General features: G+C 63.7%; 20 protein-coding genes and 1 pseudogene. 8 read left to right on the forward strand and 13 right to left on the reverse strand.

Features of this window, described 5'->3' with window-relative positions:
• The coding region (locus ACIHAX_RS36335) for a hypothetical protein (protein ID WP_397282185.1) at window positions 1-342 on the forward strand (342 nt) is incomplete at its 5' end.
• Window positions 343-655: 313 nt separating this feature from the next.
• Here ACIHAX_RS36335 and ACIHAX_RS36340 read toward each other — a convergent pair.
• From ACIHAX_RS36340 to ACIHAX_RS36395, 12 genes are all read right to left on the reverse strand, one after another.
• Window positions 656-868 carry a DUF4158 domain-containing protein gene (locus ACIHAX_RS36340; RefSeq protein WP_364438532.1) on the reverse strand — a complete coding sequence of 71 codons (213 nt, stop codon included), beginning with the start codon at window positions 866-868 and terminating at the stop codon, window positions 656-658.
• Window positions 855-2,003 (reverse strand): IS110 family transposase, encoded by a 1,149-nt coding sequence (locus ACIHAX_RS36345; RefSeq protein WP_364438529.1) that lies wholly within the window; start codon window positions 2,001-2,003, stop codon window positions 855-857. The genes ACIHAX_RS36340 and ACIHAX_RS36345 overlap by 14 nt, the downstream gene beginning before the upstream one ends.
• A 504-nt stretch (window positions 2,004-2,507) precedes the next feature.
• The gene (locus tag ACIHAX_RS36350; RefSeq protein ID WP_397282188.1) at window positions 2,508-3,632 is read right to left on the reverse strand and encodes an MSMEG_0565 family glycosyltransferase; all 1,125 of its coding nucleotides are present in this window, start codon (window positions 3,630-3,632) and stop codon (window positions 2,508-2,510) included.
• Window positions 3,632-4,483 carry a carbon-nitrogen hydrolase family protein gene (locus ACIHAX_RS36355; RefSeq protein WP_397282190.1) on the reverse strand — a complete coding sequence of 284 codons (852 nt, stop codon included), beginning with the start codon at window positions 4,481-4,483 and terminating at the stop codon, window positions 3,632-3,634. The genes ACIHAX_RS36350 and ACIHAX_RS36355 overlap by 1 nt, the downstream gene beginning before the upstream one ends.
• 9 nt (window positions 4,484-4,492) lie before the next feature.
• Window positions 4,493-5,764 (reverse strand): MSMEG_0569 family flavin-dependent oxidoreductase, encoded by a 1,272-nt coding sequence (locus ACIHAX_RS36360; protein WP_397282192.1) that lies wholly within the window; start codon window positions 5,762-5,764, stop codon window positions 4,493-4,495.
• The gene (locus ACIHAX_RS36365; protein ID WP_397282194.1) at window positions 5,761-6,081 is read right to left on the reverse strand and encodes an MSMEG_0570 family nitrogen starvation response protein; all 321 of its coding nucleotides are present in this window, start codon (window positions 6,079-6,081) and stop codon (window positions 5,761-5,763) included. The genes ACIHAX_RS36360 and ACIHAX_RS36365 overlap by 4 nt, the downstream gene beginning before the upstream one ends.
• Window positions 6,074-6,997 carry a carbon-nitrogen hydrolase family protein gene (locus tag ACIHAX_RS36370; RefSeq protein ID WP_397282196.1) on the reverse strand — a complete coding sequence of 308 codons (924 nt, stop codon included), beginning with the start codon at window positions 6,995-6,997 and terminating at the stop codon, window positions 6,074-6,076. Before ACIHAX_RS36370 ends, ACIHAX_RS36365 begins: the two co-directional genes overlap by 8 nt.
• Window positions 6,994-8,421, reverse strand: coding sequence for an MSMEG_0567/sll0787 family protein (locus ACIHAX_RS36375; protein ID WP_397282209.1), 1,428 nt, complete (start codon window positions 8,419-8,421; stop codon window positions 6,994-6,996). Before ACIHAX_RS36375 ends, ACIHAX_RS36370 begins: the two co-directional genes overlap by 4 nt.
• A gap of 40 nt (window positions 8,422-8,461) precedes the next feature.
• Window positions 8,462-9,520: an MSMEG_0568 family radical SAM protein gene (locus tag ACIHAX_RS36380; protein WP_397282198.1), complete on the reverse strand. Its 1,059-nt coding sequence runs from the start codon at window positions 9,518-9,520 to the stop codon at window positions 8,462-8,464.
• A gap of 10 nt (window positions 9,521-9,530) precedes the next feature.
• A complete protein-coding gene (locus tag ACIHAX_RS36385; RefSeq protein WP_397282200.1) occupies window positions 9,531-10,076 on the reverse strand; it encodes an MSMEG_0572/Sll0783 family nitrogen starvation response protein in 546 nt (181 codons plus the stop codon).
• A 740-nt stretch (window positions 10,077-10,816) separates the two neighbouring features.
• Window positions 10,817-10,966, reverse strand: a complete 150-nt coding sequence (locus ACIHAX_RS36390) for a hypothetical protein (protein WP_364438504.1) — start codon at window positions 10,964-10,966, stop codon at window positions 10,817-10,819.
• 931 nt (window positions 10,967-11,897) lie between these two features.
• Window positions 11,898-14,162 (reverse strand): MMPL family transporter, encoded by a 2,265-nt coding sequence (locus tag ACIHAX_RS36395; protein WP_364438500.1) that lies wholly within the window; start codon window positions 14,160-14,162, stop codon window positions 11,898-11,900.
• 1,529 nt (window positions 14,163-15,691) lie between these two features.
• Between ACIHAX_RS36395 and ACIHAX_RS36400 the strand changes: the two genes are divergently transcribed.
• From ACIHAX_RS36400 to ACIHAX_RS36430, 7 genes are all read left to right on the forward strand, one after another.
• Window positions 15,692-16,339: a transposase family protein gene (locus tag ACIHAX_RS36400; protein WP_364438497.1), complete on the forward strand. Its 648-nt coding sequence runs from the start codon at window positions 15,692-15,694 to the stop codon at window positions 16,337-16,339.
• 988 nt (window positions 16,340-17,327) lie between these two features.
• Window positions 17,328-17,951, forward strand: a complete 624-nt coding sequence (locus tag ACIHAX_RS36405) for a transposase (protein WP_364438574.1) — start codon at window positions 17,328-17,330, stop codon at window positions 17,949-17,951.
• Window positions 17,952-18,464: 513 nt separating this feature from the next.
• On the forward strand, window positions 18,465-19,760 hold the full coding sequence (locus tag ACIHAX_RS36410) for a cytochrome P450 (RefSeq protein ID WP_364438494.1): 1,296 nt from the start codon (window positions 18,465-18,467) through the stop codon (window positions 19,758-19,760).
• Between the two features lie 35 nt (window positions 19,761-19,795).
• Window positions 19,796-21,214 carry a hypothetical protein gene (locus tag ACIHAX_RS36415; protein ID WP_364438491.1) on the forward strand — a complete coding sequence of 473 codons (1,419 nt, stop codon included), beginning with the start codon at window positions 19,796-19,798 and terminating at the stop codon, window positions 21,212-21,214.
• The gene (locus ACIHAX_RS36420; RefSeq protein ID WP_364438488.1) at window positions 21,215-21,727 is read left to right on the forward strand and encodes a hypothetical protein; all 513 of its coding nucleotides are present in this window, start codon (window positions 21,215-21,217) and stop codon (window positions 21,725-21,727) included.
• 29 nt (window positions 21,728-21,756) lie between these two features.
• A complete protein-coding gene (locus tag ACIHAX_RS36425) occupies window positions 21,757-22,965 on the forward strand; it encodes a cytochrome P450 (protein WP_397282204.1) in 1,209 nt (402 codons plus the stop codon).
• 14 nt (window positions 22,966-22,979) lie between these two features.
• On the forward strand, window positions 22,980-23,327 hold the full coding sequence (locus ACIHAX_RS36430) for a hypothetical protein (RefSeq protein WP_364438484.1): 348 nt from the start codon (window positions 22,980-22,982) through the stop codon (window positions 23,325-23,327).
• A gap of 223 nt (window positions 23,328-23,550) precedes the next feature.
• Here ACIHAX_RS36430 and ACIHAX_RS36435 read toward each other — a convergent pair.
• Window positions 23,551-24,195 (reverse strand): annotated as a pseudogene (locus tag ACIHAX_RS36435) (transposase); the annotation flags it as partial.
• Between the last annotated feature and the right edge of the window lie 524 nt (window positions 24,196-24,719).

The following is a 24,719-nucleotide window of genomic DNA, read 5'->3' on the forward strand; positions in this document are numbered from 1 at the left end:
CTTTTGAGGGAGGTTCAGGTGGGTCTGAGCTTCCTTTTGAGGGAGGTTCAGGTGGGTCTGAGCTTCCTTTTGAGGGAGGTTCAGGTGGGTCTGAGCTTCCTTTTGAGGGAGGTTCAGGTGGGTCTGAGCTTCCTTTTGAGGGAGGTTCAGGTGGGTCTGAGCCTCCTTTTGAGGGAGGTTCAGGTGGGTCTGAGCTTCCTTTTGAGGGAGGTTCAGGTGGGTCTGAGCTTCCTTTTGAGGGAGGTTCAGGTGGGACTGAGCCTCCTTTTGAGGGAGGTTCAGTACAATCCGGCTCCGATCCCTCCGGGGATCTCTCCGTTTCGGGGAGGTGAGCTGATGTAAAGACGCTAACCTATTATTCGCTCCTCCGCAACACCCAAATCGACACACTTCTAAGCGGCCTACTGTCGGTCGCAAGAATCTAATCGTCGGACCTTTGCGCATTATCGGTGCGGGGCTGTGGAGCGCATCCGTGAATATGCTGATAATACGTACGCAGTGACGGTCGCGCGACAGAGCGGTCTTGCGAAGGCTGGCCATGTCGTCAGTCTTCTGATCATCAGTGCAACCGACGCTGCGCGTGAGTTGGAACCTCGAAGCGAGCAACTCGCAGACTGTGCGTATAAGAATCTGGAATTCGCCTAGAAATCGCTGCTTACCATTCGTGATGCTGGAGGGCGAACCCCAATCCTTTGCCGTCACGGCGGCGCTCGGCAGTCAGCTCCCAGTCCTGCTCGTCGAGATGGAAGAACCGCTTCAGCTCGGCCCGCGTCAACACCCCGAAATGGCCGTACCCCGGCACCACGCCCTCTTGACGCACAGTCGCCCACGAAACCATGAGCGCCACGCGACATTCAGCAACCGCCATGATCAGCAGAATCGGGGTCCGCTGAACTGGCTTGGCGCGACTTTGCGCGCCCCTGGACCCCGCGTGCCCACCCGCGCGGATTCGAACGGCGTGACCCGATCGAGGGGTTCTCCGCGAAGTTGGCCGACATGTAGAAGACGCGGTTGAGACCGCGGTGGTAGCGGCGAGGCCGGTGCAGATTTCCACGGATACGGCCGGAATCCCAGGGAGCGGGCGCCGAACCAGCAAGCGCGGCCAAGCGGTCCGGGGTGGCGAAGGATGACATGTCGCCGCCGGTGACCGCGAGGAATTCCGCGCCGAGCAAGTGGCCGAACCCCGGCAGGCTGGTGATCACCTCGGCGAGCCCATGCTGATCGAACCGGCTCTCGATGAGCCTGTCGGTCTTCTTGATCTGGTCGTTGAGGGCCATCACCTCCCGAGCTAGCTCGGCGATCACAGTGGCGGTGAGCGCCTCGCCCGGCAGGCTGACGTGCTGCTGGTGTGCGGCGGCGACAGCCGACGCGGCGATCGTGTCGTGGTTGCGGACTTTCCCTGTGCGCAAGCAGCGTTCGAGTCGGACTGCGCCGATTCGGCGTAGCGCGGCCGGGGTCTGGTAGCCGGTCAGCAGCGTCAGTTGCCCTGTGCGCGTCAGGTCCGCGAGAACACGATCGAGCGCGGGAAAGACTCCCAGCAGCAGACCTCGCAGGCGATTGATGACACGGGTGCGGTCAGCGACCAGGTCCTTGCGTCGAGCGGTCAGCAGTTTTAATTCCACGGTGACCTCGTCACCGGGACACAGCGGGCGCAGATCGCGACGCATCCGCGCTTGGTCGGCGATGATCGCGGCGTTTCGCGAGTCGGTCTTGGCTTCTCCGCGATAACCGCCGGCCGCGCGGTTGAGAGTGCGGCCGGGCAGGTAGAGCAACCGCTGGTCGTGGGCCAGGAGCAGGCTGATCGGCAACGCCGCACCGCCGTTGGGTACGTCCACCGCCCAGGTGACCTGGTCACCGAGACGGGCGACATCGTGCATCAGACTCGAGAGTTCGGCCTCGTCGTTGGAGACCCGCCGCGACAACAGTCGCTTTCCGTCGGAGCCGATGACCACGCAATGGTGATGATTCTTTCCGACATCGACGCCAGCCCAGATCTGGGCCATGAACACCTTCGGTCGCTCGATACACATTCGCCCTACGGACGACCACGCCGGCGTTGTCCTACAGAGCGATTCGCCCGAACATCCCAATTGGCGGCCGGGGTCGTCGCGGGAAACCGGGCGGCCAAGTCTCCGGAGCCAGGTTCGGCGACCTCATGAAAGCCACACCCGGTTCTCCAGGGCCTGCAGAACCTTACGACTGGCTTGCTCGACCCGGAACTGAAGGTAGGACCTCGTGACCAGCGTAGCGGTGACCGCGCGAGCGGATCTGACCGACGCCCGATGGGCACGGCTGGGAAGACGAACCAACCTTCGACCGCGGGGAAGGAAACGGCAAAGAAAGCGGGACGGTTCAGTCACGGCTTGAGTCGGCCCGAGGGTTCCGGTGACCCGAAGACCTGCCATCGCCGCTGGTCAAGCCTCTGTCGTTGACCTGCCAATATGATCAGGGCGGTCCGGCCTGAGCTACGCCGAGAGGTTGATCGAGATTTCCATGTTCTCGCCGGTTCAGCGATGTGTGGTAAGCGTTCGGGGCGGTACTGCTGTGGAATGGGTGCGGTAGAACTTGAGGTGGGCTCGGGCCGTTCGGTCCCAGCTGAAGAGGGCGGCGAAGGCTTTGCCGTGCTCGGTGCGGCACGGGTCGGGAACCAACGCTCGCGCGAGTTCTGCGGCCAGCTCGGCGGGAGTGGCCGCGTAGCTGATGGCCTCGCCGAATACCTCGCGCAGCACCGGGAGATCGCGTGCTACGACTGGGACTCCGGCGGCTAGGGCTTCCATGGCGGCGAGCCCGAATCCCTCTTTGGTGGAGAAGAACGGGAGGAGGGTCGATGCCGCCACGAGTGCGGGGAGTTCGGTGTGTGGGACGGTGCCGAGGATGGTGGGGCGGATGTCGAGTTCGGTTGCGCGAGTGTTGAACTGGGTTCGGTAGTCGCGGTAGTCGAAGAGTGTTTCGCCGCCTGCGAAGACGAGGTGCAGGTCTGGATGATCGTGACGTAGCAGGGCGAACGCCTCGAGCAGGTCGATGCTGCCTTTGCGGGGTTCGATGCCGCCGACGGCCACGATGTACCGGCCGAGTCGGCGTCGCCAGGCGGCGCGGGCATCCGTGGCGTCGGGAGAGTCATCTGCGGCGGCCGCGAAGCGGTCGTATTCGACGCCATTGGGAATCACGGTGGGGCGCAGAGCCCACCCGTCCTGAACCTCGGCCGCGACGGCGGCCGACACGCAGATGTGTGCGTAAGGCTCGACGATGGCGCGTTCATGGCAGCGGGCGAGTTCGGGGGTGGTGAAGTTGTCGAGGTGGTGGATGGTGCGGATGCGGCAGTCGACGGCGTTGGCGCTGATGCAGTCCTGTGCGTGCACGATGTCGTAGTCCTCGGGAGTGAACGCCTGCCGCAGTACGTCTATGGAGCGCATGATTCGCGTCCCGACCTGTTCGCCGTCGGCACTGGTGAAGGGAACGACGCGAATTGTCACGGAGGAATCCACGGGGCGGAAGAAGGCGGCATCCCCGCCACGTCCGAGCGTCCATACGGTGACATCCGCGCCGAGCCGGGCGAGCGACTCGGCGAGATTGAGCGTATGCACGACCCCTCCACGGGGTTTGGTGGAGTACGTGAGAAGTGCGATCCGCATCAGTTGCCGCTCTTTTCGGTCATCAAGTTGTGGTAGGCGTCGACACGGCGTTCGTCCAGGTGCCGCAGGACGCGCCGGGCTCGCTCGACCTCGGCATCGATGTCGAGGTCCGCCACCGCGAGGCCGCCCTTGGACCAGGTTTTGGCGAGGATGTCACCGCCGGGGCCGACCACTTTGGCTTGGCCGAGGAAACGCAGGTTGCCGGTGATTCCGGTTTGATTGGACGATGCGAGAACAACCTGGTTCTCGGCGGCGCGGGCCTGGTCGTACAGGTCGAACAGGCGGGATTGCCGATCGTTGGGCATCCGGGAGGCGCGATCGGTGACGCTGGCGGGCCAGGCCGACAGCGCCGCGATGGTGCGGGCACCGTCGAGAGCGAGAGCTCGCGCGGACTCCGGGAACGTTTTGTCGTAGTCGATGAGCATCCCGATCCGGCCGATCGGGGTATCAAAAGCCGCGAAGCGATCTCCGGCCGCATACGCGAGGTGTTCGCCGGCCGGCTGGTGTACTTTGCGGTGGCGGCCGAGCACCCCGTCGCCGGTGAGGCATACTGCGGCGTTGTAGCGGACACCGTCTGCACGTTCGGCATAGCCGACGCAGATCGTCATATCCCCGGCCAACCGGCACAACAGCCGGAACTCGGGTCCATCCGGGTCGATGGCCTCAGGCCCGGCGGCCGGATCCGGGTTGCGGAGGTCTCCGATGTAGCCGCCGAGGCTCGCATCGGGTAGCACGAGCAGGTCGACGCCGTCCTGGGTGAGCCGGTCGATGATACCGGCGATCTTGTCCAGAGCGCGGGCGATATCTGCGCCGAAATGCGCTGCGACAGCCGCTATTCGGGTGACGGTCATTGGTCCGCCTCAGGCCGCCGCGGTGGTGCGGGCGGTGGCGGTGATCTGCCCGGCGAGGTGCTCGGCGTCGCGGGCGATGGCGGCGAAGCGGCCCGAGCCCCAGGTGTGCAGCCAGGGCAGCCCGAGAAAGTACAGCCCGGGCGTGGTCGTGACGCCGCGGTTGTGGCACGGGTGACCCTCACCGTCGAAGACGCCGACGCGCAGCCACCGGTAGTCGGTGCGGAACCCGACCGACCACACTACCGACGTGATATTGCTCGCCGACAGATCGAGTTCGGTGATCTCGCGCTGCGGACGCCACACCGGGCGGTACCGCGGTTCGGTGGGCGCGTCGATACCAGCACGGGCGATATAGGTGTCGATGGAGTCCTTGATGCTCTCGGCGACGGCGTCGGCGGCATCGAGGTCCCGCTCCAGCGACGGCTCGAAGTACGCTGTGCCGTCGGCGACATCGACCATCCTGCCGTAGAGCGCCATCCCCTCGACCGCGAATTGGCGCAGGTCGATATCGCGGCCGCCGTCTCGACCGGTGACGTAGTGGTTGGTGTTCTCCCGCTTGCCCAGCCCACCCGGCTGATCTTCGATCGGGATGTCGTAGTGGCCCATGTCCTCCAGCCATGCGACGCAATCGCGGCCCCTGTAGAAGCGGGCGACGCGGGGCGCGGTCCCGACCGCGAGATGTACCCGCCGACCCTCCAGATGGAGGTCCTCGGCGATCTGTGCTCCTGATTGGCCGGTACCGACGATGAGGACGGCGCCGTCGGGCAGGTCCGCAGGGCTGCGGTATTCGGCGGAGTGGAGTTGCTGGATCGAACTCGGCATCCGCTCGGCGAAGCGGGGCACGATCGGCGTGTGGTAACCGCCTACTGCGACCACCACCTGATCGGAATGCAGTGGGCCCGAAGTTGTCTGGATGTCGAAGCCGCCGTCGACCGATACCGTGACCGCGGTGACGGCGACGTGTTCGCGAACCGGCGGATCGAAGGTGTCGGCATAGGCGCGGACCCATGTGTAGACCTCATCGCGTTTCATGAAGCCGTGCGGGTCGGGTCCGTTGTAACGGTAACCAGGCAGCACACACTGCCAGTTGGGAGTGACGAGAGTGAAGTTGTCCCAGCGGGTGTCGCGCCAATCGTGGGCGATGGTGTCGCGCTCGAGGACGACATGGTCGATGCCGCGAGTGGTCAGATGCCAGCTGATCGAGAGCCCGGCCTGTCCCGCGCCTATCACGACGACGTCACGGTGTTCCACGGTGGTACCGGAGTCTGTCTGGGGGGTCACGGTTTTCCTCCGGTGTTTGCCGCCTCGACCGACGGCGGAGTCATCGACAGCACGCGTACCGTACCCTGTGATGTCCGGGCCTGTGCTGCGCTTGCTTCGATGGCGTGCAGGGTCTGCATGGCGGAGGTGCAATAGAAGCCGAACTTCTCGCGCACCCGCTCGGCCGCGCTGTTCAAAGCGCTCGAGGCGCGGGTCAGGAAGTCGTCGATCGGATAGTCGACGCCGGTGGCCAGATGATCATGGATCACCAGCGAGGGCGAATAGCAGGACTGGACATTGCCGTCCGGCCAGCGGATGTCGAATGTCACCTCAGGCATGGATCGTCTCCAGCTCTTCGGGCACCGCGGGCTGCCCGACCACGCCATGGCGGGCGACGACGCTGTGGTAGAGCTCGGGGCGTCGGTCGCGCAGGTTGTACATGCCGCCGCCGCGTGCCAATTCGAGTGCGTGATCGACGTCGACGGTCGCGGTGGCGAGACCGGGTTCGGTACCGGTGGTGGCGAGCAGGTCGCCGCCGGGGCCGACGATCTTGGCGCTGCACACGAAGCGCAACGAGCCGAACGTCCCGGCCTGGTTCGACGCGACCCACACCACCTGGTTCTCGACTGCGCGAGCGCGGTCGAAGATATCGAAGCGCTGGGTCCAGCGGTCGTCTTCGAGTCGTTCGGTGGTGGCGGTGCGGGCGGTGGGCCATGCCGAGAGCGAGGTGATGATCTCCGCGCCGTCCAGTGCCAGCGCTCGTGCGGCTTCGGGGAATGCCTTGTCGTAGCAGATCTGCATGCCCATGCGGCCGACCGGGGTGTCGAAGGCGCGATATTCGGATCCAGCAGCGTAGCAGAGGTTTTCGCCGAGCGGCTGATGTACCTTGCGGTAGGAGCCCAGAACCCCGTCGCCGGTGAGTGTCACGGCGGCGTTGTAGCGGAGATCGCCATCGGCTTCGCAAAATCCGAGAGTGACGACGAGTTCACCCGCCATCGCCGCGATGCGGCGCAGTTCCGGGCCGTCGAGGGTGAGCGCCGGCGGCAGACTGCGTAGACGGCGCTGCTTGGCCTCCTCGCTCTCCCCACCGCCGCCCAGGCTGGGCAGATAGCCGCCCAGGCAGGCCTCGGGCAGCACCAGTAGTCGGCTACCGCGTTGCTGCGCCTGTTCGATCAGCGAGCCGACGGTGGCGTAACACGCCTCCATGTCGCGCCCGAATTCGGCGGCGGCCACGGAGATCGATAGTTCGGTCATGAGTGTCCCAATCCGGTTACCGCGCTGTCGAGCGCGTGAGTGACTTCTCCGTCAGGCCAGCGCAGCCGCACGCCGGGAGTCGCGCTGAGCACGCCACACACGGCGGTCGTCGCCGGGCCTACCGGGTTGACGGGGGAGCCGGGGCGATCGGCGGTGAGCATCGCGAAGCCGGGGAAGCAGGTGATCCAGTCGGCCAGCTCGGCGCCCGGCGGGCGCGGGATGCGCGCCACCTCGAGTTCGACCCCGACACCGCTGGCCTCGGCGAGCATGCCCGCGGTCCCGGCGATTCCGGCCATGCTGACATCCTTCGCGGCCTTCGGACCGGTGTCCGAGACGAACCGGCCCAGTGCCCGCAATTCCGTGCCGCTCCGATGTGACGACGAATCCCATTGCCGCCCGGCATATCCGGGACGCCAGCCGCCGCCCAGGTCAGCGGTCAGCCGGAGCTCGTCGCCGACCTCGCCGCCCCCTCCTGGCACCGGCCGGGCGGTACGGCCGAGCGCGGTGACCGACAGCGCCGCCGGGACACCCAACTGGGTGTGGCCACCCAGCACCGGCACCTCCCAGATGCGGCTGGCGGCACCCAGGCCCCGGAGCACCCGGGTCAGCAGCGACCGGGTGGGCGCGGCGACCGCGTCGAGAAGGCCGATCGGTTCTGCACCCATCGCGGCGAGATCGTTGAAGTTGACCAGGGCCGCACACCATCCGGCCCATTCCGGGTCCCGTTCGACCATGGAAGGCAGGATCGCGTCGCACGCGGCGACCAGGTCGCAGCCCGGGACCGGTGCGCCGTCATCGCCTCGGAATCCGGCGCCGCCCAGTGTCATCGGTGTATCGCCCAACTCGGACAGCGCTTGCCCGAGCATTGCCTTGGTGGTTCGGGCCAGCCGCTCGATTCGGTCGATCGGCCAGCGCATCTTCAGGTGCGGTGTATCTGCCACGGTGGTTTCGGCGAGCGCTGTCCACCCGAGTTGGGAGAACAGCGACCGGTAGCGGGTCTGCACGGTGGCCTCGAACCGAAGAACGTTATGGGTTTCGGCATAAGCGCACGCCGCTTGCACGAGTGCGCGGCCCACACCATGGGTGCGACGCCTGCAGTCCACCACCAATCGACTGCCGGTCCACCACCCGAGGTCTTCGGCGGTGGCCGGTGCCAGGCGCACTCCGCCCAGCAGGGCTCCGTCCGGGGCGATCGCGACCAGGATCTGGGCCCGGGGGTCGTCGTCGATGTCGTCGGCGTCGCTGCCTGCGAACATGCCCTGCTCTGTAACGAAGTTCTCTCGGCGCAATGCGCGATAGACGGCGACATGTCGGGTATCGGCGAGCTGGATGAGGAATCCGCCTGCGGGGTCGGCCGGGGACGGATATCCGGAAAGGACGCAGTAATCCGGCGATGAAGCACGTACCCCGGACAGTTCGTCGATCCAGGATCGCGGTGCGGCCGTCGGTTCGCTCGTCGTCATCTCAGCCTCCTGCGGTCTGCAGCACACTGCACGCCCCACACGCCGCGCATCCGGCCTTCTGGTCCGTGCCGAGCATGTCGGCCCGACGTAGCTCCGCTGCCACCCGCCGGGTCACGTCCTCGAGGACCGCCGCGGTCGGCGGGCTCGCACGGTCGACGTCGACGGCCAGGGTTCCGGCGAGCGGCCGGAACGGCACCACGAACGGGTACACGCCCATGGCGATGAGTTCCGCCGCACCCGAGACCAATTCGTCCGGGTCTTCGCCCAGACCGACGAGTAGATAGGTGGAGACCTGGTTACGGCCGAACACTCGCACTGCTTCGGCCCAGGCTGCCCGGTAGTCGGACAGCGGCACGGTGGACTTTCCCGGCATCCATCGAGCACGCACTCGGTCGTCGAGCGACTCGACGTGGATGCCGATCGCATCGGCTCCCGCGTCGCGTAGCTCGCTCAAAGTCGCCAGGTCGCCAGGTGGCTCGCACTGCACCTGGATCGGAAGCGTCGGCACCGCTTGCTTGACGGCTCGCACACAGCGGGCCAGGTGCCTTGCACCACGGTCTTTTCCGGCCGAGGTGCCGGTGGTCATCACCAGCTGCCGGATCCCGTCGAGCCGCACTGCCGCCTCGGCGACCTCGGCGAGCTGATCCGGTCGCTTGACGGCGATCGTGCTGCCGGACGCGAGAGATGCCTCGACCGAACAGAATCGGCACCGTTGGTCTTCGCCGTAGCGAATGCAGGTCTGCACCACCGTGGTCGCCAGCACATCCTTTCCGTGCAGTCTGGCGATCTGCTCGTACGCCACGCCGTCGGCCGTGCGCAGGTCGTAGAAACGGGGTCGGCGCACCGGTTCGACGGTCACGCCGAGATCGGTGCCCTCGTAGAGCAGCCGATCGGCACGAATCGTGTATGGACTCTCCGGGCGGAGGGGGATGGCAGCGCCGGCACCCCCGAACAGCACATGACCGTCGTCACTGGGGCCGGCACCGGAACGGCGCTGCACCGGCACATCGACGCGAATTCCCAAGAGTGCGAGATCTACTCGCGTGGATACCTCGGTCATGACGGTCGGCCTACAGTTGGTAGGTGGAGTTGATGATGGCGCCCTTGCGGGCATAGTGGATCAGCGCGTCCTGCACGTCCAGGGGATGCGCCGGGATCACACCTTCGATGAGGTCCTCCTCGCGGGCACCGTGCAAGGCGAGACCGAACCGGCAGGCGAACACCTTCCCGCCCTCCTTGATGAAGGTGGCGATGGCCTCGTTGATGTTCTGCTCACCGGGGAACCCGCTGTCGCCGGTGGTCGGAAAGCCGCGGGTGGCAAGGCAGTTGATCGCGCCGGGACCGTAGAAGTAGATGGCGGATTCGAAACCTTTGCGAAGTGCGCGCGTCGCCTGCAGGATGGCCACGAAACTCACCGACGATTCATGGGCGATGCCGTGAACCAGCGTGAAATAGGTTTCCCCTGCCTCCGCCTGATAGTCGGGAAAGATCTTGGTGCCGCCGTAGATACTGGTGCCCTTCGGCAGCGCCGGGTGCGGGATTTCGGCGAGTGATTTCGCGATGTTCTCCTCGATCGCCTTGTCGATCTCAGAGGTCGATGTGGTGGGTGCCGACATGGTTCGTCTCCTGGGCGTGGTCGGTGTGAATTCGGTGATTGGCAGTGCGCCCGCTGGGTGTCCGGGTGGTCACCGATGGACCAAGTTCACGCTCGGCCTGTTTCCGGTTGGTCACCTGGGGAAAAATTGGAGGTTTCCGGATGCTCACCACGCACGTTTGTGAATGGACTCACCAATCACACTGTGACACAACGTAATTAGTTCCAGCACCAGCGTATCGTGGTGCCGGATGGGTTGGCGCGGAGTCGATGCGGTGTAATCGTCGTCCTGGACTTTTCGGGTTTCTGTTAATCGCATCGACCCAGAGCCCCTTCGACTCGAAACATGGACGAAACCGTTACTGGGCCGTAGCGATCGCTGACGGACTCGACCGGACCGGCAACCGGTAGCTACCCGGTCGCCACCTCCGTCCAGCTGGCCGAAGCCGACGGGCGCGGGGTTATGGTGCTCGACACCGGGCACGTGCCGAGCACATGCTGGAATCCATTGGCCGGCTCGGTCAACATTCCGTTGCACGAATTCGAGAACCGGCTCGCCGATATCGCCGACGGCGAGATGCGGGTCCACCGTTCCTGCGGCTACCGGTGCTCCATCGCAGCGGGCGTGCTCGCACGAGCCAGGCGAACGGTGACCCTCATCGACAACGTTTTCGAACACGCTGTCGCACTGGACTCACCGCCGCGCTCGGCGGGCACGCGACTGCCGGTAAACCGACATGAACAACGGTACAGCTCGCAGATTCAGCCGACGAGGCTGCGCCCTCTGCCGCGCCGGAGACTGTGCTGCTGGATGTCAGCCACGATGAGCAGCGGGCCGCCGGGCACATCGAGGGCGCACTGCATCTGCCACTGGCTCTGTTCGACCCCGAAGGCTGGATGAAAGTCCCCCATCGACGGGGATCCGTACCGGATAAATCTCCTCGACACGCGCGGACTACGCGGTCGACGGTCGGTTGCGATGCGCCTCTCTCGGCGGTGTCGTCGGTGCGTGCTCCGGTGTCCTGAAGGACTATGCCGGGCTGTCACCGGTCTCCTCGCCGTACATCAGGCCACCGGCCGACCGGACTGGCTCGAACCCGAAAAACGTCTGCTCGACAAGCCGATTGAGCGCTCCACCGATCCCGCCACCCCCGCCAGCTCGTTCGACACCGCCGACGATGCCGAAACTCCTCGTCATCCGTCGCGCGATCCCATCGTCGACGTCGCCCCCGCAGGCGCTTCCGCGCTGGCCAAAGACCTCCCACCGCCGCTGTCGCCAGCGCACGGGTACCCGCCCTGCACACCGCGAGCGGGCCGATCTGACGTTGCCCGCGCCCCCGCTGCTGGCCAATGGCTGACCGTCCTCGAAGCCGCTCTTCGCGGTCCGCTGAAAATTGCGGAGAGCGACCGGTAGCTCCAGCGCGCCAATGGATTGATCGGTACCGCCCGCACCGAAGCCCCGGCGGCACGGTCAGTATCGCCGGGCCCACTCACTCGGTTCCCCTCCTGACCGACCGAACCCAGAAGAATGGCGCACCGGCCGCCTTGCGTCTGCCGTGGCTCGGTCTGTGACCTCCCGGTGACCATTCGGGCCGACCTGTCCGGCTGCCCGGCACCGTCCCCAGCCTCGACCGACGGTTGCTCACTGTCCGCACCGCTTGCACCCTCTCGGATTGGCCGCGGGCCGACCTGTCGCCCGATGCCAGTCGTCGCCGATCCGGCTGAGGAATCCACTGAGCCACAGGTCGGTGGTGATCACCGCAAGCCCGCTGAGATTCGCGGTGATCACCACCGCTGCCGAACCCCAATCGCGCTTTCAGTGTCCAGATGATGAGCTTGGTGATCACGGTGCCTCAGCGTTTGCCTGTACCGCAACCGGCACGGGCACGCCCGCTCGAGTCGCATCCGGCAGCCACCAATTCCAGGTCCCGAACAGCTTCATCAGCGCGGGCACCAGCACTAACCGCACCAACGCCGCATCGATTGCGACGGCCATCGCCAGAGCGAGCCCGATCTGTTTCAGCTCGAGCACGCTCCCGGTGAGGAAGCTGCCGAAGATCGCCACCATGATGGCCGCCGCCGCACTGATCGGGCGGGCGGTGTGCTGCAGTCCCGCCGCCACCGCGTACTCGTTGTCGGCTGCGGTGCGCGCGGAATCCTCCCAGAACTCCTTGACCCGCCGGATCAGGAACACCTCGTAGTCCATCGACAAACCGAACAGGATGGCGAACACCATGGTCGGCACGAAAACCTGGATGAATCCGGTGCTGTGGAAGTCGAACAGCGACTCGCCGAGGCCCCACTGGAACACCGCGACGGTGATGCCCAGAGCCGCGCCGGTGGCCAGCAGATTCATCACTATTGCCTTCATCGGCAGCGCGATGCTGCGGAAGGCGGCGGTGAGGAACACGAACGAGCAGCATAGAACCAGTGCGATCACCAGTGGCAGTTTCCCGGTAATCTCGTCCGACAGATCGGCGAACTCGGCCGTCACGCCGCCGACTAGCACCTGCGCTCCGGGCAATGCGGCGGCCCCGTCGCGGATCTCCCTGACGAGTCGATCGGCACCGGTGGAATCGAATGACGTCCCCGGCACCACCATCGCGAAGATCCGTCCGTCGCGTTGGATCGGTAGCACCTGTTCGATGCGCGGGTCCGAGCGCAGCGCGGACAGGAAGTCCTGTACTGCGGTGGCCGAGGTGGAACTCAGTTGGGAATCGCCGGGACCGGTCGCGACCAGCGTGATCGGTGCGAGCAGGCCGGACGCGAAACTCTCCGAGGCGACCTTGCCCGCCTTGCCGGAGGCCGTCTCGGTCATCGCCGCGCTGCCCATATCGATCCCGTAGCGCACTCCGGCCAAAGGCGCGGCCGCCAGGAGCAGGGCCACCGTGGCCGCGATACCGAACACCGCGGGTCGAGCCATGACGATCCGGCTCCACCGCGCCCACCGTCCGCTCGTCGGATCGGTGGCCTCGGTACCCGGTCGAGTCTCCAGCGACTGCCACCGCGCGGGCAGCGCACCGCGATTGACCCGCGGCCCGAGCATCGCCAGTACCGCTGGCAGCAGTGTCAATGCCACCGCCAGGGTGGCGACCACCGCGGTCGCGACACCGACCGCGATCCCCCGGAACGCCGGCGCCCGCACCACGACCAGCGAGCAAAGCGAGATCATCACGATGAAGCCCGAGGCGACGATGGTCTTGCCGGCCGTGGCGATGGCGATTCCGCAGGCGTGGGCGACACCGACCGGGGAACTGCCGCCGGGCTTCGCCAACTCCTCACGGAAGCGACTGACCACGAACATCGCATAGTCCAATGCGATACCGGTGCCGACCATGGTCACGACGGCCAGCAGCATCGAACTCGTGCTCATCACATGCGACAGCAGAAAAAGCCCGCCGAATGCGAGCAGTAGCCCGCTCAATGCGACCATCACCGGCACCAGCGCGGCGACCACCGTGCCAAGCGCGAGGATGAGCAGCACGAATGCCACCGGCAGGCCGAGCGCCTCGGCCTGGCCGGAATCGGCTACCTCGATCTGCATCAGATCGTGCAAAATCGGTGAGAATCCGGTGATGCCGACGCTGACCCCGTCAGCGGAGTAGTGGCCGGCCCGTTCCTGCAGCTCACCGGCCAACTGCGCACGCGCCGCAATCGCGCCATCAATCCTGATGACCGCCATCGCCGCATGTCTGCTAGCCGAGATCTGCGACTTCTGATCACCCTGGAATGGCCCGACCGCCATCTGCACCCCCGGCGCACCGCGCAGCTCCGCGACCGCTCGCTCCACGATGGCCCGGTAGGCCGGATCGTCAACGGTTCGCTCGCGCGAATCGAAGACCAGCGCCAGCTGTTCGGCGCCTAGATCGGGATAGTGCGCGGCAAGCAGTTCGGTGATCCGTGTCGAATCCGCCCGATCGGCGTGGAATTCCATGGCCTCGAGGCGGCCGTTGAGTTGGGGGTAGGCGACCGCGCACGCGGCGATGAGTATCAGCCAGAGCGCGACGACGATGCGCCTGTGCTGTGCCATCGCGACGCCCCAGCGGTAGCCGATCCCTTGATCGCTGTTCGTGTGCCGTCTGCCGGCTTCGACCGTCCGGTGTGCCATATACCCGCCGTCTATCCGTGCCTCGTCCCCCAACTGCCGCCGACGGTCCTCGCCGCGCTGTGCCACTACGCCACGATGTGGCCGGTAGTACTGCGCTGGCCCGGCCCTGGTCACATCGTGTGCGTGCCGAACTGCCCATTGCGGCAATAGAGGCGCGGGGAACGCTCCCAACCGAGGACACCTGTGCCCGCCGATACCTCACTGTCGTCGCATGGTGAACAGCGGCGCATCGGCAAGGAACGGATTTCTCCAGACCACCACGTAGGTAGGTCGGGCGGATCACCACCGCGTGAGCGAGGTTTCGATCGGCACTTGACATATCACCTCGGGATGGCGGTGTGCTGGGATGAGGATGGCATTGAGGGCTTCGCCGTATTCATGTAGGACTGCGGAGCCCGTCGACAGGAAAACAGGAGTTCGTCGAACGCGCCCGGTCACACGTGCGCGAGATGAACTCCCAGCTCGACCTCAACCCCACCACCCGAGGTGAGGAACAGGTCGCTCGTCTGCGCGCGATGTTGCGCTACTCGATTCCGCCCCTGACCTTCCGGGACATCTGCGAGAGCAGCCACACCAGCATCCGCCGACACGTCGTCCGCGCCTCTCCACCCGCGCGAACCGGCCCGCAAGGCGCCCCATCAACTTGTTGAGTCCTTCCACCCCCGCCCCACGGCCTGTGCCCTCGGCTGCGGCAACCACCAATTCGGCTGTTTACAAGCAAATTCAGCAGAATTGCGTGGTGACCGCCCTCAATGCGGAGGTCATGTCGAAACCTCGTCGAACCAGCCCTGAACCGAACGACTGTCGGTCGCGAGCTGCAGCTGGAGTACTAAGAGGTGGCGCGGAACTAACTCCGAAGAACCAGGAAACACGAGGTTGAGCCGCCCCCGAATCACACGTGCCGGCGTAGACTCGGGGGCGGCCCCGATCACGAGTGGTCCTAGGCAGCCGTGGCATTGGGTAATGGCCGTCCACTCCGAATACCGCACTGCAGGACACTTAACGGCCTTGAAGGGAAGCCGTGGTGTCGAGTCGTGCCTGCTTCGGACTCACTCGTGACGATCAGGACGACAGGGTCTGGCCATCAACAAATAAGTGGCAAAGTATGGGTCTTCCTGCCAGTTGGCTATCGCACGTCTTACCTGGTGTAGTTCGTGGGCCTATCAACAATTCGATGGTGTGAGTATCCATGGCAACAATATCCCGAAGCCGATTCCCGCTACACCCAGTTTCCAGGCAAAGGTACGAATGCGCATCAGCAGCTGTGCAATGATGACGTACGTAGCACGGGGACTGTAAAACCAGCTCTGCTGGTACCATCCAGCGATGTCAACGTCGGCTGAATACTGGATCTGTCACAAACTTCGTGATTGAGCCCGTTTGGGATGCGATGGGGCGGTTGAGAGTTCATCATGTCGCGGGCGTTCTGATCTTGGACCGATGAGGGTCGTGTACCCGCATCTGGACGGGTTGCGGATCGAGATGATCCGCGCGGCGGGTTCAACGGTGCGGATCGATCCGCTACCGGTGTGGATCCGGTCGGGTGTCCCGGCTGCGGGACGCTGTCGAGCCGGGTCCACAGCCGTTACCGGCGGCGGTTGTCCGACACTTCGATCACCGGCCGCGAAGTCGTGATCGGGTTGCGGGTTCGTAGGCTGTTTTGCGGCAACTTCGACTGTGGAAAGACGACTTTCGTCGAGCAGGTGCCGCAGCCCGCGGCCAGGCACGCCCGCCGCACGCTGATCCTGCAGCGTGCGTTGTGCGTGGTCGGGTTGGCGTTGGGCGGCCGCGCTGGTGCGGGGTCGACGCGGCAGTTGGCCGCCACGGTGAGCCGGATGACGTTGCTGCGCCAGATCCGGGCACTGCCCGATCCTCAGCATCCGATCCCGCGGGTGCTGGGTTTCGACGATTTCGCCCTGCGGCGCGGGCACAACTACGGAACGATCCTGATCGGCATGCAGACCCGCCGCCCGATCGAGGTGCTCGACGACCGGACCGCCGACACCCTGGCAGCCTGGCTGCAAACCCACCCGGGCGTTGAGATCGTCTGCCGTGACCGCCCCGGCGCCGATCGCTGGCAGTGCGCCATGAGGCGCCTGGTCGTATCCCCGGTCCAGCCGGGAGGAACTCGGAAGGAGGTTCTTGGGTCTGATGGCTTACCTGGAGCCGAAAGGTGAAAGGGACAGCAGCATGTCATTGAAGCGGCGGTCGTGCTCAGACGTCGGAGGCGGCGCGTCGCGGGACCCGCGTGATAAGGCGAAAGCTGGATTGCCTGAATCTCAATCCTAAGTTGATGGAGAGTCGCATCCGTCGGAAACATCGACGCCCGGTGCCGACGCCGTGTCCTGCCCTGCCTTAATGCCCTGGGCTGGGGCAACTTCCAAGGCACGGAACGATGCCCAGTGAGGGCATCGAAGGGGATGAGTGGGACGCGTACCTCATGCCGTCACATACGGCAGGACGAACATGGGATCGCCTACGGGACGCGAGTCCTACGGGGACGGAGGCTCCGGTGCGACACGAGGTCGCACGTTGTGAATGAACGCATCAAGGGAGGTTCGATATCGGAGGTCTAGTTCCAAGCCAGTGCTCGAAGGCTTGTCTCCGAGCGGAGTGCGGAGCATCAGGGTGAAGGCACGAAGGTTCTCGTTCCATCCGGGGACTACAGGCCAGGAGAAGACCGGACGGGCGAACGCGCAGTGAATCCTCGATGACGGTTCGTCACCGTCGCCTCCGCCGACGGGATGCGCTAGCGGAGGAACAGGACTGGCCGCTGGGGTAGCGACCGGTGCCGCGAAGGCTCGGGGCCGAGCGGGAGAGCACCACCGTCCCCGGGATGAAGAGGGCGCTCACCCCTGTCGTGTCTCACACGTGCGGAACGTGCAACGCCGGCCGAGGTCCGGATCCCCGCAGGGGCCCGATAAGCCGACCGCACGGATGGTCCAATTCCTCAGTGGGAACAAGATGGTCCAACAAGCGAATGCCGGCGCGCCGAAGGGCGACAGGAAACCCCCAGACCGCGAGCCGACTCCTCCGTCGGTGTCTTAGGGATAGGTGGCCGGATACGGGCGTTGTCCGGACCCGCAAGGGTGCTGACGTGGACCACGTGAGCTGTTGAATGCTTCGATACCAGAGCGCCGGAACTCCGCGCGATAGGCGGCCGGTCTGTCCCCGGCGCAGCTGGCCACCGTGCGCGTGCTGCAGTATGTGCTGGATCTGTCCTACCGGCAGGCGGCCGAGGCCGTGCGCTGCCGCATCGACTTCAAGTATGCGCTCGGTCTGGAGCTGGGACGACCCCGGTTTCCATCACAGCGTGCTGAGCGATTCCGTGACCGGCTCACGCGGTTGCGCGACCTGACCCGGCTCGAACTGATCACCGAGGCCGTCCGCGACGCACTCGAAGAACTCGCCCGCATTGCTCCGCATCTGCTGGCCGGCCTGGTCGACGAAGAATGGGGACGTCGCTACGGCCGTCCACTTCGCTTGGACAAGACCCAACTCGGCCCAAGTCCAAGATCTTCGCCGTCGGCGAGGACGCTGGCAAAGCTGCTTGAGCACCTGAAAGAACACGGACCCGACTACCTGTCCGGCCCCCAGGTCCAAGTCCTGCGACAGATCGTTCTGCAGAACTACTGCCGCGGCGAAAAGGGGGGTCTGCGCTGGCGCACCGACGATGACGGCGGTCTGCCGCCCTCATTTGTGGCGATCGTCTCTCCCTACGACACCCAGGCCCGCTACGCGCGTGTCGAGAGAAGGTCACCGGGATCATCGGTGACCATTTCACGCTGATGGTGCCCGACGGGTTGTGTCCATACATCGGGGTGCGCGGTGGACATTCTCAGAAATACGTACGTAACCGCGAACTTCGTCGAGTGATGCTCGACTCCATTTCGGAGGAGCGTCAAGCCAATGGAGTGAGATGCGGTTACGTGGTCGCTATTTAGTCTGAGCATGTGCGCGAAGTGCTGACGAGTCGTACGTACGTACCTTCAACGTACTCGCGGATGTGAGTGGTCGCGATTTCTTAGACCATCCTCGCCTGGTTAACGTCGTAATCACTACCACCGAAGTAGTGAGACCAACCGGTTGACATGCTTCCGATTTCATGCTTTAAATGTATGCGGCAATCAGCTCAATCGAGGATCCGTTTCGATCGGAAAAGCGACACAGATTCTAATTCGGCCTCCTACCTATCGGTGTGTCCGTGCGGATTATCGATACCGACCTAATTTCAAGACGATGTTGGTATATCGATACTATCGGGTAAGCACCGCTTGCTTTGATGCGATGAGATGAGATGAGATGGAATACCGGTCCGCAATCGAAGCGCACCCAAATTTGAACAAACCTACTACGGAATCAACGGCACATTCTGAAACAATCTTCAAGGGCGCAGGCGCTGAAACAACAGAAGCGCCCTTCCTTAGTATTTTCGACCCGGGGTTCGACTACGAGTCTGCCGAGGTGGCCGAAGCGCGGGAAGCGAACTGGTATGCCCAGACTCCGTTCGGGCCGATGGTTCTGCGTTACGAGCAGGCAGCCGAAGTTCTCCGTGACCGTCGTTTTGTTCGCGGCGGTCGGCAGTACATGCATAAGCAGGGAATCGTTGCGGGTCCGCTCTATGACTGGTTCACCGAAGCACTGCACAGTCGGGACGGTGGCGACCATACAAGACTGCGTGGGCTGGTCAGTCACGTCTTCAGTCGGCGTTTCGTCGAAGGCTTGCGTCCGTTCATCCGATCGACAACTGAGCGCCTGGCGACAGAGATCGCCGACGGCGAGGAGGAGTGCGACTTTATAGCCGCGTTCGCCAAGCGTACGGCGGGATTGGTCATGTGCCAGATGTTCGGGTTCCCGATCGAGGACTACGAGCTGTTCACCATGTGGCTGGACGACCTGGGGTTGGTGTTCAACACGGTAAGCGAGCGCGCCCGGTCGGAGGCCGCAGTAGTTGGCATGTCGGAGTATGTCACCGAACTGATCGAGCAGCGCCGGAAAAACCTCGGCGACGATCTCCTCTCGTCTCTCATCACGAGTCAGGAGGCCGGCGACAGGCTGACGATGAAGGAGCTTCACGACATGGTGCTGCTGCTTCTGTGGGCTGGCCAGGACACGACGACCAAACAGTTTGGGCGGGCGCTCACAGCGTTCAGCGAACACGTCGAACAGTGGGACATCCTGGCGGCTCGCCCTGAGTTGGCCGAACAGGCCGTTGAGGAAGTCTGCCGATGGAGCCCGCAGGCAAGGGTGAATTTCCGCTATGCCGCGGAGGACGTCACCATGCACGGCCTCGAAATTCCCGCCGATACGATGTTGCTGATCTCGACCGTTGCCGCCAACCGCGACCCTCGCGTCTATGAGAACCCAGAGGTGTTCGATATTACGGTACCGAGGAGCGCCCCCCAACTGGTCTTTGGAGGTGGGGTCCACGTATGTATCGGTATGAGCGTCGCCCGACTCGAGCTGGCAGAAGGGCTTGTTGCCCTCGCGCGCCGTTTCTGCCCGCCAACCGTCACAGGGGAAATCCGCTGGCCTCCAGCAACCGCGATGATCCACGGTCCGGAATTCCTCCCGGTGAAATTTACCAAGAGAGTCTGACAGCTGGTACATCATCTCCGTCAAAACTTATAACAATGCTATTGATACGCGACAGAAAATCTTCTACCGCCGCCGCGGCGCGGTTCGAACAGCACCTCGAAACCATCGCTGAAGTTTTCGACGGGAAGCTGTCACCACTTGAGCTACATGCCAGGAAACTGGAAGATACTTTGGCTGCCGCAGCGAAGGTGCCGCTGTATGCCGACTGGCTGCCCATGTTGCTCGAACAGGGCATCGCGAACCGCCCACTGGAAAGTTTACTTAATAGTATCCCGCTGCTCGGAAAGCGGGACTGGGGTGACCATAGCTATGCGGCTTTCGCGCAGCCGATACATGAGTTCCTGCATTACTACGAGACCTCCGGCACCACCGGACCGGCCTCGGCAGCGCCAAAAGCGCTGGACGACCTCATCGTGAACACCACGAACGTCGGCGAGATGTGGGCGCGACTTCTTACGCCGACCGATGTGGCTCTGATTTTGATCACTGCTCCGCTGGGTCCGGCCCCATACCAGTTCGAGAAGGTGTTCGAGTATCTCGGCATTATGTCGCTGAAGCCGTGGGTCGACTACATCGACGGCGACTACACAAAGGTCTTGGACCTCATCGACAAACTCTCGGTGAACGTCTTCGTCGGGGCGCCATCGCGACTGCTGGCCTTGATCCAGTTCGCAGTCCAGCATGGCCGGAGGAGACCGAAATTCGATCATCTGTTCCTGATCGGTGAGCAAACCGGTCCGGCTCAACTCCGTCACCTGAGCCGGCTCACCGGCGCTTGCGCGCACGTCGGCAGCTATGGCTCCTCCGAAACCGGTACGATCGCGGCGACCTGCGAGCACGATCAGCTCCATCTCCAGGTGCAGAGTTTCGTTCTCGAACTGCTCGACGAGCGCGGCCCTCGCCTGGTGGACGGCTCCGCCGACAACGGCGAGCTGGTTGTCACAACCCTCGACTTGCCAAGTCGTCCTCTCCTTCGTTATCGGACAGGCGACCTGGTGGAGATCGATGACAAGTCGTGCGCCTGTGGACTGGCGCTGCCTGTGGTCCGCACGCAAGGTCGAATGCAAGATGTGCTCGCCATGCCTGGCGGCACGGTGCGGCAGGAAGACCTGGAAGCCGCTCTCTGGTCGGACATGGATCCCGGACCGATAGTGCTCAATTACATGCTCCTCGTCCGGGGCTCCATGATTACGTGCATGGTGACCACCGATCAGCCGCCGAACCACACATGGGCATCAGAAACAGCGCGACGAATCTCCCCGTTTTTCCCTACCCATCGAATCCTCGTGCAACCGGTCCCAACGCTTTCTCCTCTGGCCTCGTTGAGCGGGGATCTCGGTTGGAAGCTATCACGTGTGCTCGACCTCGACGACGCGAAGGCTTGGGACCGTCTTCCTCGTCCGATAAGACAACTGTCCGCAGCACTGTTCGATGAGTTAGGCAAGAGAACCTAGATGGCTGAGAGTCAGTACGAGCGGATCGCCTCCGAATTGACAGACCGCGAGAAGTTCGAATTTGTGCTGGGTGTCTACTTTCGCACCCAAGCGGCAATCGAGAAGTACATGGGCCGAGATCGATTGCCGAAATGGACCGAACACATCGCACGAATGAATACGGATGCTACGGAGAGACGACTGCCGGACCGTGTCGACCGAGAACGCAGCGTGCTCGGCTCACTGGCCAAGATGCTTGATGTCTACGGCTCCGACAAGACGCTCACAGAGCAGGACGGGATCTACCTGCTGGAGGTTCGCCAATGCGGAATATACGATTATCGTGAACGAGCCCAAGCGCAAGGCGTGGAGTTGACCCTCCCTACTCCGTGTGAATTCTGCGTCGATCTTCGCTACCACACAGCCGCCAATCTGGGCATGGACATATCGCATGAGCTAGGGCACCGCAGCTGCCGGTGGGTATGCCGCCGCCCCGACACACTGTCATCGCATCTCGGTGGCCTGCACACCTAGAAGCAGTTGCATGATTAACAGAGAGTGAGATGGAGCTTCCTTCACTGCCATATCGGCGCAATCCTCGCCGGCCATGGGACCCGGCCGACGAACTGCTCGAACTGTGTGCCGCACAGCGAGTTCCCAGAGTAGAGCTCACCAGCGGCACTCCCTTATGGCTCATCGCCCGCTACGACGACGCCCGGTGCGTACTCTCCGACAGCAGGTTCAGTAGCAATCTCACCGCCCCAGGTACAGCGTTACCGAAACCGGAAGAACAGACGCTTGAGCAAAAACTGAAATCCCGGCAACCCGGGACCTTTCTCGAATACGACCCTCCGGACCATACGCGGCTGCGAGGGCTGATCGCTGGTGAGTTCACTACGGGAGCGATGCATAAACTGCGGCCACGTATCGAAGCCATCGTCGATCGATGCCTCGATGCGACCGAAGCCGCAGGCCCGCCTGTCGACCTCGTACAGGAATTCGCGCTTCCCATGCCCTCGCAAGTGATCTGCGAACTACTCGGTGTTCCCTTTGAAGGGGAATTCGACTTCGTCGGTCACACCATTGTTATGACCGACACAATGGCGCCCCCCGAGAAGTTGCTGACCGCCCGCGACGAGATGCGCAACTACATGCGCGAACTCGTGGTGAAACACCGAAGGGATCCCAAGGATAACTTGCTCGGACGGTTGGTACGCGACCACGGAAAGGGCATAACCGATGAAGAGCTGGTCGGAATAGGGAACTTGCTACTGATCGCTGGCCACGAAACGACTGCCATGATGCTCGGAATCGGCACGCTTGTCCTCCTTCAGCATCCGGTGCAGATGGATATGATGCGTAAGGATCCGTCGTTGGTGGTGCCCGCTGTCGAAGAGTTACTGCGTTACACATCGATCGCGAACCATGGCGCTATCCGAACGGCCACCGAGGACGTCGAAGTCGGTGGTCAGCTGATTAAGAAAGGCGACGCGGTGGCGGTGTCGATCCCGTTGGTCAACCGGGACCAGACGCGATACGAAGATCCCCATCGTTTCGATATCACGCGTGAGCCGAAAGGTTCACAGCTCGCTTTCGGTCACGGCATTCACCATTGCATCGCTGCCCCTATGGCTCGACTCGAAATGCAGATTGCATTCCCAGCGCTACTTCGCCGCTTCCCGGCGCTAAGCCTCGACGTCCCTCTCGAGTACATTCCGATTCGCAAGTCGAACGTTACCCATGGGGTTTTCGCCTTGCCTGTTTCCTGGTAGCAAGGAGACTCTCCGTGTCGAACATCACGGCCATCATCGCGCGCGTTATCGTCGAGAATATTGATGCGGCACTGCCGCTCTATCAAGATCTGGCCGATGCGGATGATGTGCATCGCTTCGCATTCCGTGACGTCGAATTGGCCAGCGTGGGGCCGTTCTTACTGATCAGCGGCAATACTTCTTCGTACCGAAACCGCGTCGCTACTCTCGCGGTTAAGCAGCTCGCTCCGGTGATCGCCGCCCTCGACCAAGCTGGGGGCGAAATACTCGAAGGCCCTGCACCGACGCCCAATGGGGATCGGTTGATCGCTCGCCATCCCGACGGGTCAGTCTTCGAATACGTGGCTTCCACGACGCGCTGACTGAGGTTCCCGGCTTGTATTTCCGGTATCGGTTTCGTGGACGGCTAGTTTCCCTCGGCGATATTGTAGTCGTAATAGCGTCGGCCGGAACTTGTGCGGGTCCGGATCTGAACGACGGCGATGGAGTGGAGCGCAGAGTTGAGATCTCGATTCGCGTAGCGAGAAGCCGATGTCGGTTGTAGTCGCCGCTGGCGACTTGGACCGGTGTGGTACCGGTGTAGTTCGCGTAGGCCGCGGCGGTGGGAAACCGCCGCGGATCACGGGTGCCGGCAAGGACTGGGGCGGCGAGGACGGGGCCGACCCCGACGATGTCGGTGAGCGATGTGGCGTGCTCGTCGAGTACCTGCTTCATCGTGGCGGTGTTATCGGCGAGCTGGCGGTCGCAGCGTCGGACATCGGCGATGAGGTCTTCGACGAGTTGTGTGCGGACCTCGTCGGTTGCAGTGGCAGGGGTGACGGTGTGCAGGGCTTTCTCGGCGGCGGTGGCTGTCAGCGCGCGTTTCATGCCGCCCGGGATCAGTTCCCGCAAGAGAGCATGCAGCTGGTTGAGCGGCCTAGTGCGATGCCGACTGAGGGTGTGTCGCCGCTCGTCCAGGAGCGCAAGGGCGCCGGTGTGGTCCTCGACGGCGACCGGTCGGCTCTCCCCGCGGATCGCTGCCACGCAGGCCGCTGCGGCGGCATCGATCGGATCGTTCTTGCGGCGGCCCCCGCGGGAAAGTGTGCGGATCTTCGCGGTGGCGGTCGGGGGAATGTCGACCGCGGTCCCACCCCGACCGATCAGCCACTGCGCCAGGTGATGACCAAGCCCCTCGGCGTTTTCGATGGCGGTGTGGGACGCCTTGTGCGAGTCGACACCGAGGATGATCATGCGAGCAGGTCTCCCTGGAGCCAGGGGTCGAAAGAGACCGAAACGCCGCCCTCATCTGCCTGGCCCGACGCCGCTGCGACGTCCTCTACTCGATGCTCAAACACGGCGAAGTCCACCGATCACCCACGACCTCAGCGGCTTGACGAACACTATAGGAACGTCCCCGCCGCAACACATCAACCAAGCTTCCCCACCACACTCATACAATTTGCGACACAACTCCTCCGACGGCGCGAACAATCCCAGGTAACCAACTGCAGTCGGTACTCCTACGTAGGTCTAGCCTGCATCGGGATGCGCCTCGCCGTTTTATTCAAGAAAATACGGGCTGAAGATCGACTAAAGAGGAATTGCGTGGAAGCATTGGCACCGAAATTTGACGTGGTCCCTGTTGTGCTTTTCGTGCGAATTCTCTGCTCGATTCGTCTGTTCATCGCAGCACCTATGCCCGACCGGAGAAAACCGTGAATCCAGTGTCGCCCGTCTCCTCGATCGAGAACGAACCGGACACAAATCCTTTCCTG

The sequence above is a fragment of the Nocardia sp. NPDC051929 genome (genome assembly GCF_044548645.1).
GTDB lineage: Bacteria > Actinomycetota > Actinomycetes > Mycobacteriales > Mycobacteriaceae > Nocardia > Nocardia sichangensis.